The organism is Pontibacter sp. HSC-14F20, from assembly GCF_019599265.1.
In the GTDB taxonomy this organism is placed as follows: Bacteria; Bacteroidota; Bacteroidia; order Cytophagales; family Hymenobacteraceae; genus Pontibacter.
Genome location: NZ_JAHZTC010000020.1, coordinates 1 through 14,090 on the forward strand (window position 1 = coordinate 1; position 14,090 = coordinate 14,090).

A 14,090-nucleotide genomic window follows, 5' to 3' on the forward strand; every position below is an offset into this window, starting at 1 on the left:
AGCAGCTTCCGGAGTCAGATCCAGGCCACCGGCACCGGTCACTCTCACTGTAGCTGGTGTGTGAGCTGAACCATTGTAAGTGAAGACACCTTCAGCGATAGTCACAACAGTTTCTGTAGCGGCCTTGTTAACTTTTATTGCATTAGTTCTGCTTGCAGATTTATAATTAAGATCATCAGTAGGAGTAAACTCTACGGTTAACACATAATCACTATACTTGGCATTTAGTAATGATGAATTATTTATGACCATACCATCAGCTCTATATACAAATGTTCCTGCCACAGAATTTTCTCCATAGTTTGCAGAAGCATTTAATTTACCTTCTAAAGTTGTCCCATAAGAAATAGTACCAGCAGCCGGCCATGAGATGACAGGCTGAGCTTGATTCACTGTAAAATCAACTTCATTGGAGGTGCCTCCACCAGGAGTTGGTGTAAAAACAGTAATTTTATTAACACCAGCTGTAGCTAAATCACTAGCTGAAATGCTTGCCGTAAGTTGGGTACCACTAACAAAAATAGTTGACCTAGGGCTTCCATTAAAGTATATTATTGAGCTGTTAAGGAAATTATTTCCAATAGCTATTAATGTAAATGCAGCATCACCTACAGCTTTATTTATAGGTGAAATTGATGTTAAAACGGGAATTGGGTTACTAGAACTAAAAGAAATGGTTACATCATCTGCTGAGGTACAGCCACCATTGGTAATTGTCCATCTTAAAATATATGAAGTACCCGCATTTCCTGTAAATGTTGCTGTGGGGTTGGAAGTGGAACTAAATGAACCACTTGTACCACTTACAATGCTCCATTCACCTGCTCCTACTGTAGGTGTATTGGCGGCTAATGATGTTGAAGTACCAGCTATGTTGGGTTGATCAGTTCCAGCAAGTGCATCTATTGGTTGAGTATTAATAGTGAGGTTTATCCCATTATCAGGATTATTTGTAGAAGGTTGTGTTGATCTAACCCTTATTCTATATCCTGTACCATATATTAAATCTGTTGGGATTGAACCACTGATTGTTTGATCATTATTATTATCATGCCTTGATTTAATACTACCAATAAGAATTGGGCTTGAGAATGAACCATTAGAATTACTTAATTCTGCAACAAAGGTATTTTCTGTACCAAAATTCCCATATTGGTTGAATTCATTTGATACGGCTCTAAATGTTACATTTATATTTTGACCTGTACACAGTGAAGTTACAGACGCTGCGTCATTTCTAACTACTACATTTTTTATACCAGCATCTGTAAAATTAGTAGTGGCAGTATGGCCTGAACTCTGGCCTGTAGCTGTTAAAACAAAAGCAACACCAAGATGCTTTTCATTTATCAAAAACTGGTCATATAGAATACTTCCATCCTCCTCTGCAATAGTGCTGCGAACATGGTGATCAGAAGTGCATACCTGTGGTGTTTCATGAAAATCAAAAGAAACTGTTTCACCAGGTGCCCAGCCTGTTCCTGAAACTATAACATACTGACCAGGTGAGTAATCATCCTTATCTGTTATGACAGTAGCTGTATTTTGGGCCTGCACACTCAAGGCTCCTAGCAACAAGAGGGTTATGACTAGCAGTGTATGCTGGAAAGCAATAAATTCTTTTGCCTTCTGTTTTAGTAAAAATATAACATCCATAAAGTAGTAATATAGGGTTAAGGGTTAAATGCTTTTGAAATTATATCACCTTATTCAACTAAGATGCAACCGGTAGTAGACAAGTGAAAATTTTGCTTGGGCATAAAAAAAGAACATAGTTCTCCTGATTGATGCATAGCAACACAAAAGAAGACTTGTTCTTTGGAAATCACACCTAAGTTCGTATAATTTAATTAATTAATAGCTTTATACAAAAATACAGTCAAAAGGTTATACTCATCAATTATTTTTTTAACTTATTTTAATAAAATATTAAACTTTATAAACCTTTCATCTAATGTTAGCAAGCATCTTATCCAATTAGTTATGTACTAAGGTGGTTTATTCAATGTAATAGCGAAAACGCGTTTTAAAATCAGCACTATTTTTAGCTAACTTTGTATCAGAATTTTAATATATACTTTTTAAGCTCTGGCATAGTTTTCTCTCAAAGCTTGTACTAATAAAGACCCGACATACGTATAAATATCATGAATAAGTACCTACTCAGTTTATTGGCCCTAGTTTTTTGCTTTGCATTTAGTCAGCAAGCCGCTGCACAGATCAAATTACCTCAGGCTAGCCCGGAAGCGATGGTGAAACAAATCATCGGACTGACAGAGATTAAAGTGCGCTATCATGCGCCCGGTGTTAAGGGGCGTCAGATATTTGGAACGCTGGTACCTTATGGCAAACTCTGGCGGGCGGGCGCCAATGAGGCTACCCTGATCACATTCGAGGATGATCTGTTCCTGAACCACGAGCGGGTTCCTGCTGGTACTTACTCTTTCTTTATATTGCCTGAAAATGAAACGGACTGGAACATTGTGCTCAACAAAGACACGACACTCTGGGGTTTGGAAGGCTATAGTGAATTGAATGATGTAGCATACCTGCGGGTAACGCCTGAAAAAGTGCCTTTCCAGGAAACGCTTCAATTTGGGTTTAGCGATATCAGTACCAATACAGGGACGCTAAACCTGAGTTGGGAAAACTCTCGGGTGTCAATCCGTATTGAAACAGAGATTGAGAAAAAGGCGCTGGCAAACATCGACAAGGCATTAAAAGAAGCTGCTCCGGACGATTGGTATACCTGGGCGCAGGCAGCTGAATACCTGACTTCACGCAAAGACCAGCACGAGAAGGCTTTGGAATACGTAAACAAATCCATCGCGATTAAAGAGAATTTCTATAACAATTGGGTGAAAGCAAGGTTATATGCCCTGAACAGAGAATACCAGGTAGCAGCCAACCTGAGTGCCAAAGCTATGCAGTTGGGACCCAATGAGCCGGAAAGTTATCAGACGTATGCGCGGGAGATAGAATCGGCGTATAACGAGTGGAAGAAACGCAAGTAATAGCGGGAGAAATAAGAATCAATGCGGGGTTTCGGTGAAAAGCGGAGCCCCGCTTCTTTTTTGCCTAAAACCGGGCAATGAAGCGTAGATTAAGTCGACGGCCTGTCAGAAAATTAGGTATGGCGTAGGTCAGGTTGTTCACGTCAGTCACGTAGCTGTAGGAAATGCGGTTCTGGGCGTCGATGATGTTGAGGACCTCCAGGCCTAGCCAAAGGCTTTCCAACGACACTTTCTTGCGCTCAGTCAGATCATCCCCCAAGGCAATCAGCTTCGAAAAACCGATGTCTACCCGCTTATAAGACTTCCCTGAAAAGGCATTGCGAAACTCCGGCCGGTTTGGCGGACCAAAAGGTAAGCCACTACTGTACACCGCATTCAAGTACATCCGGATGGTCGGGTTGTCAGGCAAATGGTCCTGGAAGAAAACGCCGAGGTTCACCAATTGATCCGTCGGCCGACGCATATAGCCACGATCCCTGCTTCCGACTATTTCTCCTGAGCTGTTATACACTAACATTGAGTCACCCTGTACATTCTCTCGCGTCTGCATCAGCCCTAAACTCAACCAGGACTCCGCTCCTTTTATAAACTCGCCATTCACCCGCACATCTATACCTGCTGCATAGGCTTTCGCGTTGTTTTGCCCGTAATAACGCAGCCGCACATTGTCCAGATCGTATGGCACCACATTGGTCATGTGTTTGTAGTAAGCCTCAGTGGTTAATTTGAAGTCACGGTCCCAGGCTTTGAACAGATAGTCACTACCCACAACGGCATGCAGCGAACGCTGTGCTTTCAGATCCGGGTTAAGTTCTCCCTTGAAGTTGCGCAACTCCCGGTAAAAAGGAGGTTGGTAGTAAAGGCCGACGGCTGCTTTAAAAGAGAGATCAGGATTGCGACGGGTGATGAAGGAATACTGAATCCGAGGTGTAATGGTCAACTCGTTGTTATAGCTCCAGTAGCTGGCCCGGATGCCGTAGGTAATTGTCTTGAGTGAATCCAGTTCGTAGGTGTGCTGCACATAGCCATTGTAGCGCTGCGTATGCAGGTTCAGCTCCGAATTAAGCTGATAGGCCATGGTCACGAAGTCAGAAGAATCCACAAAACCGTACTCTGCCAGGCGGTCGTTGATGCGTTCCAGACTGGCTTTGGCACCAGCCAGCACGGTGCTCTGCGAACTCAGACGCCAGGTGTTGCGACTCTCAGCAGCCAGTACCATTGCTTTCAATGCATTGCGGGCATGGTCAAACTGACTACCTATACCTCTGTCACGCAGGCACTCGCCCATATCATTGCGACCGAGTGTGTTCACATCACAGAGACGGTAAGCTGCCTCTATATCCCGAAATTCACGCTCCAGTGAGTGCACGCCCGACACAATAAATTCTGTCAATAAATTATCTGATACCTGATGGCGCAAGTTTGCTCCTACCTGATAGGTATCATACTCCATGTTTTCTTGTCCATCGTAGTCTACCAATAGCCGAAGAGGAGCCTGTCGGGTACCAAAGGTCGTTGTGCGGGTCTGTGGCTTCACCCGGAAATTATTGCGGGCATAGCTACCCAACAATCCCAGTGTCGTGCGCTCTGGTTCTTTGCCCAAGTCGAAACTCAGGTATACCTGCCCGTCTGTAAAAGTAGGCCGGTATTGCCCGTCAACCTGCAGCCCCTGCAGCATATACTCGCTGTTTTTGTGGCGCAGGCCCATCAGGTAGGTTACACGCTTGTTCTTCGAGGCTTCCTCCAGGTGAATGGCACCGCCAGTCAGACTTCCGGTCACAGAGCCAGCAAAAGAAGTCGGCCGCTTATACTCGATGTTCAGCACCGAGGACAGTTTATCGCCATACTTGGGTTGCCAGCCGCCTGAGGAGAACTCGACATTGGCGACCAGATCCGGATTGACAAAGCTCAGGCCTTCCTGCTGAGCCGCTGAGATCAGAAAGGGACGATAAATCTCGATGCCGTTGACATAAACCAGGTTTTCGTCGTAGTTACCGCCGCGCACGGAGTAGGTCGAGGAAAGTTCGTTGTTGCTGGTGACACCAGGCAGCGTCGCCAGAATCATGTTGAAATCCCCGAAAGCGGACGGAAGGGTTTTGGTGAGCGTCGGGTCCAGGCGGGTGACACTGACCTGCTCACGGGTATCGTCATCGCGTTTGCCCCGCACATTCACCTGGCGCAACTGCTGCGGGTCTGCCTCTAACACAAAGTCGAGCACCAGCTCCTGCTCTGCCTCCAGTCGCACAGTCCGCTCCTGCTGCTTATACCCTAGGTAGCGTACAACCAAGACCAGTTCTTCCGCAGCAGGCACTTTCAGGCTATACCTACCCTGAGCATCAGTTTGAACGCCAAGAGTATGGCTCTGCACTCCGACCATAGCCATTTCGAGTGGCTGGCGATTAGAATCCAGAACCGTACCCTTTATAGTCCCCTGCTGTGCATAGACACCTGCTGGCAGCAGCATTATAAGCCATACCGCAAGATATCGGAGCATAGAGGGTGATTAGGTTATAAATTAAGCCTGGTTTTTCAGATTGGCGATGGTCTGCAACGGATCAGCTGAGTTGAAAACGAAACTACCAGCTACCAGTGCATCAGCACCTTTCTCAAGCAGCAAAGGAGCATTTTGTTGGTTCACGCCGCCGTCTATTTCGATCAGCGCATTGGAGTTGCGGGCAATGATCAGGTTCTTCAATGTCTCGATCTTACGATAGGTGTTTTCAATGAACTTCTGTCCGCCAAAGCCCGGGTTTACCGACATTATACATACCAGATCCACGTCAGCAATCACATCGTCGAGCAGTTGTACGGAAGTATGCGGATTAATGGCTATTCCTGCCTTGGCTCCTGTTGCTTTTATTTGCTGGATGGTGCGATGCAGGTGGTTGCAGGCTTCCAGGTGTACAGAAATGATCTCGGCTCCTGCCTCTCTGAACTGCTCAATGTAAAGCTCCGGCTCTACGATCATCAGGTGCACATCCAGTGGCTTTTTAGCGTGGCGCTGAATGGCCTGCAACACCGGAAATCCGAAGGAGATGTTAGGCACAAAACGGCCGTCCATGATATCGATATGCAGCCAGTCAGCCTGGCTTTCGTTCAGCATTTCAACTTCAGACTGCAGATTGGCAAAATCAGAAGCGAGTACAGAGGGAGCGATAATTGGTTTCATGAAACAAATATAGAAATTAAGGTAGATTTAATCGTATAAAAATCATCCCTGGCAATATTATAGTCTGACAAAACGCAGGGTAGCGTTTCTGCTGTTGGAGCTCACCTGGCATAGGTATATACCTTTTTTGAGCCGGGACGGTCTGATTCTGAGTGTATGCACCGCTTGATTTGCAGGCAGCAACTGGGTATGTACCAGTTTACCGGAGACATCATAGAGTTGCGCCAGGGCATGTTCCTTTTGCCAGTTTTCATCCATCCGTAACAAAATAGACTCTTCCGCTACCGGGTTGGTAATGCTGATGCCAGGCGCCAGTTCGTCCGCCATGCCTGTAACCAGTCGGGTAAAGGTCGGGATGCCGTAACCGATGGTGTTATTCGGGTTTTTGTAGTGGCTCCCCAGCTGACGCATCAGCTCCAGCAATTCCATGTTGGTGAGCGCTGGGCGGGCCTGCCAGATACAAGCCACCATACCTGCCATGATCGGTCCTGAGAAAGAGGTGCCACTGGAGCGGCCTAAGTTACCTGAAGAAGACAACACGTATACCTGCTGCCCCATCGCGACCACATCCGGCTTTAGCCTTTGATCTGCCGTAGGCCCAACTGAACTGAAAAGCGCGTGCACCGCGAGCGAATCGACGGCTCCTACGGTGAGGACAGAATCGGCATCGGCAGGTGCTGAAATATAGCGCCAGGCTTTGTTGCCCTCGTTGCCGGCACTCGTCACGACTAGCATACCTGTGGCAGCAGCCAGGTCGGCGGCGCGGGTAATGATGGTGGTGTTGCCATTGAGTTCGCTGTAGGTATAGCTGTAAGAAGGTGCATCAAACAAGGTATAGCCGAGCGAAGAATTGATCACATCTACTCCTGCACTATCGGCAAATTCAGCTGCCAGCAGCCAGTTTACTTCCTCAATGTTATGCTCGGTAGCAGCGTCTTCGGTACGGAACAAGTAATAATTAGCCTTGGGAGCCGTGCCCACGATGCGGCCGGGTTCGTAAGCAGCCATTGTAGAGAGCACCGAGGTGCCATGCTGGCTATGGCCGTAAACGTCTTTTTTATTGCCTACAAAATCGTAAGTGCCTTTCAGTTGACCATTCTGGAAGAGATGTGAGAAAGCATTGATGCTGTTGACACCTGGAAAACCTGCATCAAATACGGCAATTGTCATACTTTCGCCCTGGTAGCCAGCTGCATGCAGTTCAGGTATACCCAGCATGTCAGACTGGTGAAAGGATGGGCCAAAATAAGAGGGATCAAATGAAGTCTTGGTAAGCGTCAGGCTATCCTTTGATTGCGTGGCTTTCTTATTAGAAGTAGGTATACGGTTAAGCTGTTGGGTTCCTTTTACGTAAGCAAGCGTCTGCAACTCGGCTAATTTTTCAGGGGAACACTGCACGACCGCCGCATTGAACCAGCGGGAGGTATAGAACACTTTCGCACCTGTTGCCTTTAGTCCGCTTACATAGGATGGATTAACCGGGAGGTCACGAACAGAAAGCGCTATACCCTGCTTGTTACGGCGATCAATCGCCTTGGCAGAAAGGTATAGCGCTGGTTTTTCTAAGGTATATGGAGAATCGTTTTTGTCGGTAAAATAGATCAGGTGCTTCTGCTCTGCGCCGCCACTCCCTTGCGCCTCTGCAAAAAGAGCGATAAAAAGAAGGCAGCTAAACAGGGTCAGAAAACGCATGAGGCTTACAGTTTACCGTGTTCAATTAAGATTTCTTCACGTGCGTGGCCATTTTTGATCTTAGATCCATCAATACAACCGGACCCACCTTGACAAGATTCATAATCTATTCGATCAAAAACACGGTGTATCATGCCTATACCTTCGGCATATACTTCATACCGGTTATCTAGTTTAGTCTCATCGGTATGAAAAGTCTGAACTACCGTTGCAGTAGTTGGGTATACCTGACCTCCCAAGTCATAGCTTGATCCTACATTTTCGTAGGTGTATACTTCTTTAGAGTCGCGAACTTTGCCTTTTGTGTTATCAGACGCCTGACGAACATTGTACAAATCGCCCACAAACTCCAGCGCATTCTTTACAGGGAATACTAGCTTGATATACCTGGTATTGTCTTTAGTAAGAATTACCATTTGCTCATTCTTAGCCACCGTCATCACCGAGTCATCCAGCCATGAAACCGTTGCATTCGGCCGGGTAGAGCGAATAATCTTGTAAACCTCCTGTCCGGTCTGGTCGATAAAGCTTGTATCTACACGCTCCCGCAATTGGTAATTCCGATTAGAAGGCGTTTCGCCGAAGTAAAATGTTTCCTCTACCTCATATACCCGGTACTGCCCTATTTCCAGCGGATAATAGTCGTAGCCCATCGCCTGCGGGTCGGGGTCTTTGTATTTACTTTCGCAGCCAGCCACAAATGCGGACAGCACAACCAGAAGCAGAAGGGCTCTTCTCATTATTGCAACACGTTCAGGTTATAGTCTGAGTTATAGTTCGACTCGATCCAGCCGCCGCCCACCACGTCGTTGCCTTCGTAGAATACAGCTGCCTGACCAGGAGCAATCGCATGCACACCTCTCAAAAAGTGTACTTTCATTTTATCGCCTTCCTGTTCTATAATAGCCTCTGTACCCGGGTCGTTATACCTTACCTTCGTAATGGTAGGTATAGGTTGATCTATCAGATTTTCGTATTTCACCATGTTGAGCTTGCCCACAGTCATGGCATTTTTGGCCAGATCTTCGTAGTTACCCAGCACCACACGGTTGGCGTCTTTTTCGATGCGGGTTACATAAGCCGGAAAACCAAGCGCTATACCTAAGCCTTTGCGCTGTCCAATAGTATAGAACGGATAACCTTCGTGCTTGCCCACCACAGTACCATCTTCGAGTACAAACTCTCCTCCGGCAACCTGCTCTTCCAGACCCTCTACCCGACGCTTCAGGAAGCTACGGTAGTCGTTGTCTGGTATAAAGCAGATCTCGTAAGACTCCGGCTTGTTCACCAGTTCAGTAAAACCGCGGTCCATGGCCATCTGGCGAATTTCGGTTTTGCGCAGTCCTCCCAGCGGGAATATGGTGCGGGCCAGACTCTTCTGAGAAATCCCCCACAGCGCATAAGACTGGTCCTTGCTCTCATCCAGACCTTTGGAGATCACATAACGACCGTTTTCTTCGCGTATATTGGCATAGTGCCCGGTAGCGATAAAATCGCAGCCCAACTGGTCGGCACGACGCAGCAAGGCATCCCATTTAATGTGTGTATTGCACAACACGCATGGGTTAGGCGTGCGACCAGCTATGTATTCGTCCGTAAAGTGATTGATTACAAAGTCACCAAACTCTTCGCGTATGTCTATAATATAGTGCGGAAAACCAAGCTGCACGGCTATATTTCGGGCATCGTTGATCGAGTCGAGGCTGCAGCAACCGGTCTCTTTCTTACTGGCGCCGCTCGATGCGTAGTCCCATGTCTTCATGGTCATCCCCACCACTTCATAGCCTTGCTCATGCAACATCACAGCCGCGACGGAGCTGTCTATGCCGCCGCTCATGGCTACCAATACCCTTCCTAACTTACTCATTTATCTTTAGAATTGTAATTCGATTTGCTATAATTTTACTACAAAGATAGTAACATCGGGGCACTAATAAAGATTCAGCCGGGCAAATATTGTAGCAACAACTATTTTGCTAAGAGATGCTGCATTAAAAAAAATAGTAAAAAATATGGCATTGTACCCGATTAGGAACTTACTTTGGTATTCAAATAAGATAAACTGAACCTACCCGGTTTTTTAAAAGATAGATTGCTATGGGCTTACGTACCTCTGTAATAGTAAATGGTATTAACAATTTGAGTGATGCGCGTTATTGCGCTGGCATGGGCGTAGATATTATCAGCTTTAACCTGAAACTGGACGATAAGGAGCGTATGTCTTCTGATACGCTGAAAGAAATCGTGGGCTGGGTATCTGGCGTGAAACTGGCCGGCGAGTTTGAGCGTGCCAAGCCCGACATCATCAACCAGTATGCCGACGACTTCGGCCTCGACTATATTCAGCTGGATACCCCCTACCTGATTGATGAGATTGAAGAAATTACCCGTCCGGTTATTCAGAAAGTATTCATCAATAAAGACACCGTAGAAAGCGAATTACTGGAAATGATGGAATTGTACGGCCCGTCTGTTGACAGCTTCCTGATCTATTCATCGGATTTTGAAAACATCGACGATACCAACACCAAATTCCTTAAAAACCTGGCAAAACGTTTTCAGATATACCTGGGTTTTGGAGTTCATCGTGACAATATCAATACTGTGCTGAAAGAGATCAAACCTGCCGGCATCGGGTTGCGCGGTGGTCACGAGATCAAGCCCGGACTAAAGGATTTTGACGAGCTGCAGGAGATCTTCGAAGAAATAGAGGAAAACTAGGGAGATAGAATGTAGAAACTTTCGTGCAGGTATAGGCTGCGGTAGATCAGATCACACAAAACTGAACTTTCACCATCTTAGACCATATTGGCTATACCTGGAACCGGACCCGAACATACGTCCTTATCTAATAAAAACGGCCCGCTACACCTGTGTATTGCGGGCCGTTCAGTTTTGCATCAGATGCATTTATACCTGGAAATTTACACCTTGAACTGCAGGTATTTAATAGTGATTCCCTCAGCTAAATAGCGTTTCTCGTAGGTGGTATAGATGCCCATAGTATGATCCTGTAAATCGGATTGGTATAGATTATCGGTATAGAGCAGGTCTTTCGGATTACGCTCCTGCAACACTTCTAAGGTATATTCGAAAAGCATCTGGTTATCTGTCTTGAGATGCAGGATACCACCAGGCTTTAGAATTTTTGCGTACAGATCGAGGAAACGAGGAGACGTGAGACGACGTTTGATATCGCGGTCCTTCGGACGTGGGTCCGGGAAAGTAACCCAGATCTCGTCCACCTCACCTTCAGCAAAGTTCTCTTCCAGGTTCTCGATAAAAGTGCGCAGGAAAGCGACATTATCCAAATCTTCCTCTTCCGCCAGCGAACTGCCTTTCCAGATGCGGGCGCCTTTGATGTCGAGCCCCAGGAAATTTTTCTCCGGGAACAAACGGGCCATCCCAACTGTGTACTCCCCACGACCACAACCAATCTCCAGAATCAGAGGATTATCATTTTCAAAAAACTCTTCACACCACCTGCCTTTCAACTGACCGTAGAGTTCTCCTTCCGGTTCTATTACATTCTCACGCTCCGCTATGGCGGCAAACTTGGCTAATTTACTTCTTCCCATTATTATAGTTCGTCAATCTCTGCGACCACAAAGGTACTACCTCCTATAAAAATTACCTCATCCGGTTTCGCATTTCCTTTCGCCGCCGCAATGGCTTCACTTACAGTTGCATAAGCTTCGCCCTGCAATCCCATACTTACGGCTTTTTCATGAAGCTCCGATACAGGCAAAGCGCGCGGTATCTGGGCCTGACAGAAATAATAGGTATAATCTTTTGGCAAAAGCTGCAGAATGATCGTTACATCTTTGTCATTAACTGCTCCAAAAACAAAGTGAACCTGCTTAGGATTAAGTGCTTTTAACTGAACAAGTATTTGTTTAATTCCATCTAAATTGTGTCCTGTATCACAAATAGTTAAAGGTGAATAGGCCAACACCTGCCAGCGACCTTTTAGTCCCGTAGTTGTTTTTGTGTGAGCTATCCCTTGGCGAATGGCTTCATCTGAGATTGCATAATCCCGCTCACGTAGCAACAGCAACGATTGGAGCACACCCGGGAGGTTATACTGTTGGTACCCGCCTGCCAGATCGGACTGAAGCGAGGCTATCCAAAGCTTGCCATCCAGGTATACATCGTATACCTGTCCTTCCAGTTGCTGCTCTAACACCTTCACGGTTAAGCTATCGTTGGCAAAATAAAGCGGCGCTTGTTCAGCTGCTGCCTTCTGCTCAAATACCTGTATGATCTCATCTTGCTTTGTAGTGATTACCGCAGGTATACCGGACTTGATGATGCCGGCCTTCTCTCCTGCTATCTCCGCCAGGGTGTCGCCCAACAGTGCCTGATGATCAAAGCCGATGTTGGTGATAAGTGAAAGTTCCGGCTCAATGATATTTGTCGAGTCAAGTCTGCCGCCCAATCCCACTTCGATCACAGCAACATCTACTTGCTCATCAGCAAAATACTGGAAGGCAAGCGCCACAGTCATCTCGAAAAAAGAAGGCTTTACCTGCTCAAACAGGCCCCTGTGCTGCTCTACAAAAGAAATCAGATAGCCCTGCGGCAGTTCGGCACCGTTTACACGCACTCTTTCAGTAAAGGACTTAAGATGCGGCGAGGTATAGAGGCCAGTTTTATAGCCAGCGCTTTGCAGCACCGCAGCCAGCATGTGAGAACTGCTGCCTTTGCCGTTGGTACCTGCCACATGTACTGTCTTAAACTTAAGTTGCGGCTTGCCCAGCGCCTCGCAAAGAGCAATAATATTGTCGAGGCTCTTCTTAAAAGCAACATTGCCGATGCGTTGAAACATCGGCAATTGCTGGTATAGGTAATCAAGACATTCTTGATAAGTCATGAAATCAATAGAAATTAGCGTGATCTGATCACAAAAGTAACGGTACCCGTGGCACCTGTTGTGCTTCTGCCTCCGCCCGTGCGGCTAAAGGTTGTTTTCTGAAGCTGCTCCCGATACCACTTCTCCACGTGCGGAGATACGGTGCTCTCCAATCGGTCGATGCCGATCAGGTTGCCGTCTGCGTCGATGCGGATGCGGAACTTCACGAAACCCGTTTCGTTCTCGTAAGGGTCACGTTTCGGAGAAATATCATAACGCCAACCCGCCATATCCAGGCCATCGCCACCACCGCCACCGCCAGGGGTGCCTTCGTAGTTCTTAGCACCCATAATACCTCTCGGGTCACCTTTATCACCTACTTTGTTGGCGTCGTCCCCGTTGTTGTTACCAGTTGCTTCGTTTGAAGTACCGCTTTTGCCTGTACCGGTGCTTTCAGTTGGTTTGCCAGGGTATAGCGAACGAGGCTTTTCAGGTTCTGGCTTCTTCACTTCTTCTTTAGGCTGCTCTACCGGTTTTTTCACTTCCTCTTTTGGTTGTGGCTTCGGCTGAGGTTTTGCTTCTTCTTTCACAACCACAGGCGCATCAGCTGTAGTGGTTACTACCTTTGGTGTTTCAGCAGGTGTTGGAGGAGTTGGCGTAGCAGCTGCCACAGGCTTTGGATCCGGAAGCGGTTCCGGCTGCGTTGGAGCTGGCTTGCTGTCCTGCACGTTCTTCGACTCATTTGGAGTAGCTTTGGACTGCACACTTCCGCTGCCCACTGCATCCATACCGAAGTCCAACTCAATGCCCATCTCCTTGTCCGGTTTACCCGGTGCCCCACTCCATGCCAGCAGGTAGAACAAAAGCAACAAGATAATCACGTGCAGGGCAATGCTAATACCTGCCGCAATTTTCCTGTTTTTTTCTTCTTCCTTATTTAATGCTATCTCCATCTCAGTACTTAATTATTCATTCGGCGTAGTGGCCAGCGTTACTTTCGCATTCAGACCTGCCGCTACACTGGCAACGTTTACCAGATACTCTACCGGTACACTCTTGTCAACGTGCAGTACAACCACACCTTCTTCTGCATTCTGCAAAAGTGTTGCCAATTGTGGTTCAAGATCAGAAAGTCCGATCTCTTTGCCGTTCAAGTAATACTTTAAGTCGGGTGTAATAGTCACGCTTATTTTCTGGATGACAATGGTAGACGACTTACTTGTAGGTAAACTAACAGGCAGGCCGGTAGGTGCCACAAAGTTCGAGGTAAGCATGAAAAATATGAGCAACAGAAATATGATGTCGGTCATCGACGACATATTAAACTCTGGGTTGATCCTATTCTTAGATCGTAAATTCATGC

At 46.7% G+C, this 14,090-nt stretch carries 12 protein-coding genes; 2 read left to right on the forward strand and 10 right to left on the reverse strand.

The genetic code is table 11. From position 1 onward, the window contains the following. Positions 1 to 1,656: hypothetical protein (locus K3G39_RS17000; protein ID WP_220627377.1), on the reverse strand; the 1,656-nt coding region annotated here is incomplete at its 3' end. A gap of 491 nt (positions 1,657 to 2,147) precedes the next feature. On the opposite strand from K3G39_RS17000, the gene K3G39_RS17005 reads away from it, so the two are divergent. Beyond that, complete coding sequence (locus tag K3G39_RS17005; RefSeq protein ID WP_220627378.1) at positions 2,148 to 3,014, forward strand: DUF2911 domain-containing protein; 867 nt, start codon at positions 2,148 to 2,150, stop codon at positions 3,012 to 3,014. Between the two features lie 64 nt (positions 3,015 to 3,078). Here the strand turns inward: K3G39_RS17005 and K3G39_RS17010 are convergent, their stop codons facing one another. From K3G39_RS17010 to mnmA, 5 genes are read right to left on the reverse strand one after another with little or no spacing between them, the layout of a single operon-like run. Beyond that, positions 3,079 to 5,508: a TonB-dependent receptor gene (locus K3G39_RS17010; RefSeq protein ID WP_220627379.1), complete on the reverse strand. Its 2,430-nt coding sequence runs from the start codon at positions 5,506 to 5,508 to the stop codon at positions 3,079 to 3,081. Positions 5,509 to 5,529: 21 nt separating this feature from the next. Then, complete coding sequence (gene rpe, locus K3G39_RS17015; RefSeq protein ID WP_220627380.1) at positions 5,530 to 6,183, reverse strand: ribulose-phosphate 3-epimerase; 654 nt, start codon at positions 6,181 to 6,183, stop codon at positions 5,530 to 5,532. Positions 6,184 to 6,240: 57 nt separating this feature from the next. Then, positions 6,241 to 7,875 carry a S8 family serine peptidase gene (locus K3G39_RS17020; RefSeq protein ID WP_220627381.1) on the reverse strand — a complete coding sequence of 545 codons (1,635 nt, stop codon included), beginning with the start codon at positions 7,873 to 7,875 and terminating at the stop codon, positions 6,241 to 6,243. A gap of 5 nt (positions 7,876 to 7,880) precedes the next feature. Next, on the reverse strand, positions 7,881 to 8,615 hold the full coding sequence (locus K3G39_RS17025) for a hypothetical protein (RefSeq protein ID WP_220627382.1): 735 nt from the start codon (positions 8,613 to 8,615) through the stop codon (positions 7,881 to 7,883). Beyond that, positions 8,615 to 9,742, reverse strand: a complete 1,128-nt coding sequence (mnmA, locus tag K3G39_RS17030) for a tRNA 2-thiouridine(34) synthase MnmA (RefSeq protein WP_220627383.1) — start codon at positions 9,740 to 9,742, stop codon at positions 8,615 to 8,617. Before mnmA ends, K3G39_RS17025 begins: the two co-directional genes overlap by 1 nt. 230 nt (positions 9,743 to 9,972) lie before the next feature. Here mnmA and K3G39_RS17035 point away from each other — a divergent pair, with 230 nt between their 5' ends. Continuing rightward, positions 9,973 to 10,596, forward strand: a complete 624-nt coding sequence (locus tag K3G39_RS17035) for a hypothetical protein (protein ID WP_220627384.1) — start codon at positions 9,973 to 9,975, stop codon at positions 10,594 to 10,596. A gap of 203 nt (positions 10,597 to 10,799) precedes the next feature. Here K3G39_RS17035 and trmB read toward each other — a convergent pair whose 3' ends face one another. Genes trmB through K3G39_RS17055 form a run of 4 tightly spaced genes read right to left on the reverse strand, consistent with a single transcriptional unit; the run spans position 10,800 to position 14,088 of the window. Continuing rightward, positions 10,800 to 11,453: a tRNA (guanosine(46)-N7)-methyltransferase TrmB gene (gene trmB / locus K3G39_RS17040; protein ID WP_220627385.1), complete on the reverse strand. Its 654-nt coding sequence runs from the start codon at positions 11,451 to 11,453 to the stop codon at positions 10,800 to 10,802. 2 nt (positions 11,454 to 11,455) lie between these two features. Continuing rightward, positions 11,456 to 12,748, reverse strand: coding sequence for a folylpolyglutamate synthase/dihydrofolate synthase family protein (locus tag K3G39_RS17045; RefSeq protein WP_255594445.1), 1,293 nt, complete (start codon positions 12,746 to 12,748; stop codon positions 11,456 to 11,458). Between the two features lie 14 nt (positions 12,749 to 12,762). Next, positions 12,763 to 13,680 (reverse strand): hypothetical protein, encoded by a 918-nt coding sequence (locus K3G39_RS17050; RefSeq protein WP_220627386.1) that lies wholly within the window; start codon positions 13,678 to 13,680, stop codon positions 12,763 to 12,765. A 12-nt stretch (positions 13,681 to 13,692) separates the two neighbouring features. Further along, positions 13,693 to 14,088 carry a biopolymer transporter ExbD gene (locus tag K3G39_RS17055; RefSeq protein ID WP_220627387.1) on the reverse strand — a complete coding sequence of 132 codons (396 nt, stop codon included), beginning with the start codon at positions 14,086 to 14,088 and terminating at the stop codon, positions 13,693 to 13,695. Positions 14,089 to 14,090: the final 2 nt, after the last annotated feature.

What these genes read in the sequence shown, in the direction of transcription:
- K3G39_RS17005 (WP_220627378.1), top strand. Translation starts at nt 2,148, where the DNA reads ATGAATAAGTACCTACTCAGTTTATTGGCCCTAGTTTTTTGCTTTGCA.
- K3G39_RS17010 (WP_220627379.1), bottom strand. Translation starts at nt 5,508, where the DNA reads ATGCTCCGATATCTTGCGGTATGGCTTATAATGCTGCTGCCAGCAGGT.
- rpe (WP_220627380.1), bottom strand. Translation starts at nt 6,183, where the DNA reads ATGAAACCAATTATCGCTCCCTCTGTACTCGCTTCTGATTTTGCCAAT.
- K3G39_RS17020 (WP_220627381.1), bottom strand. Translation starts at nt 7,875, where the DNA reads ATGCGTTTTCTGACCCTGTTTAGCTGCCTTCTTTTTATCGCTCTTTTT.
- K3G39_RS17025 (WP_220627382.1), bottom strand. Translation starts at nt 8,615, where the DNA reads ATGAGAAGAGCCCTTCTGCTTCTGGTTGTGCTGTCCGCATTTGTGGCT.
- mnmA (WP_220627383.1), bottom strand. Translation starts at nt 9,742, where the DNA reads ATGAGTAAGTTAGGAAGGGTATTGGTAGCCATGAGCGGCGGCATAGAC.
- K3G39_RS17035 (WP_220627384.1), top strand. Translation starts at nt 9,973, where the DNA reads ATGGGCTTACGTACCTCTGTAATAGTAAATGGTATTAACAATTTGAGT.
- trmB (WP_220627385.1), bottom strand. Translation starts at nt 11,453, where the DNA reads ATGGGAAGAAGTAAATTAGCCAAGTTTGCCGCCATAGCGGAGCGTGAG.
- K3G39_RS17045 (WP_255594445.1), bottom strand. Translation starts at nt 12,748, where the DNA reads ATGACTTATCAAGAATGTCTTGATTACCTATACCAGCAATTGCCGATG.
- K3G39_RS17050 (WP_220627386.1), bottom strand. Translation starts at nt 13,680, where the DNA reads ATGGAGATAGCATTAAATAAGGAAGAAGAAAAAAACAGGAAAATTGCG.
- K3G39_RS17055 (WP_220627387.1), bottom strand. Translation starts at nt 14,088, where the DNA reads ATGAATTTACGATCTAAGAATAGGATCAACCCAGAGTTTAATATGTCG.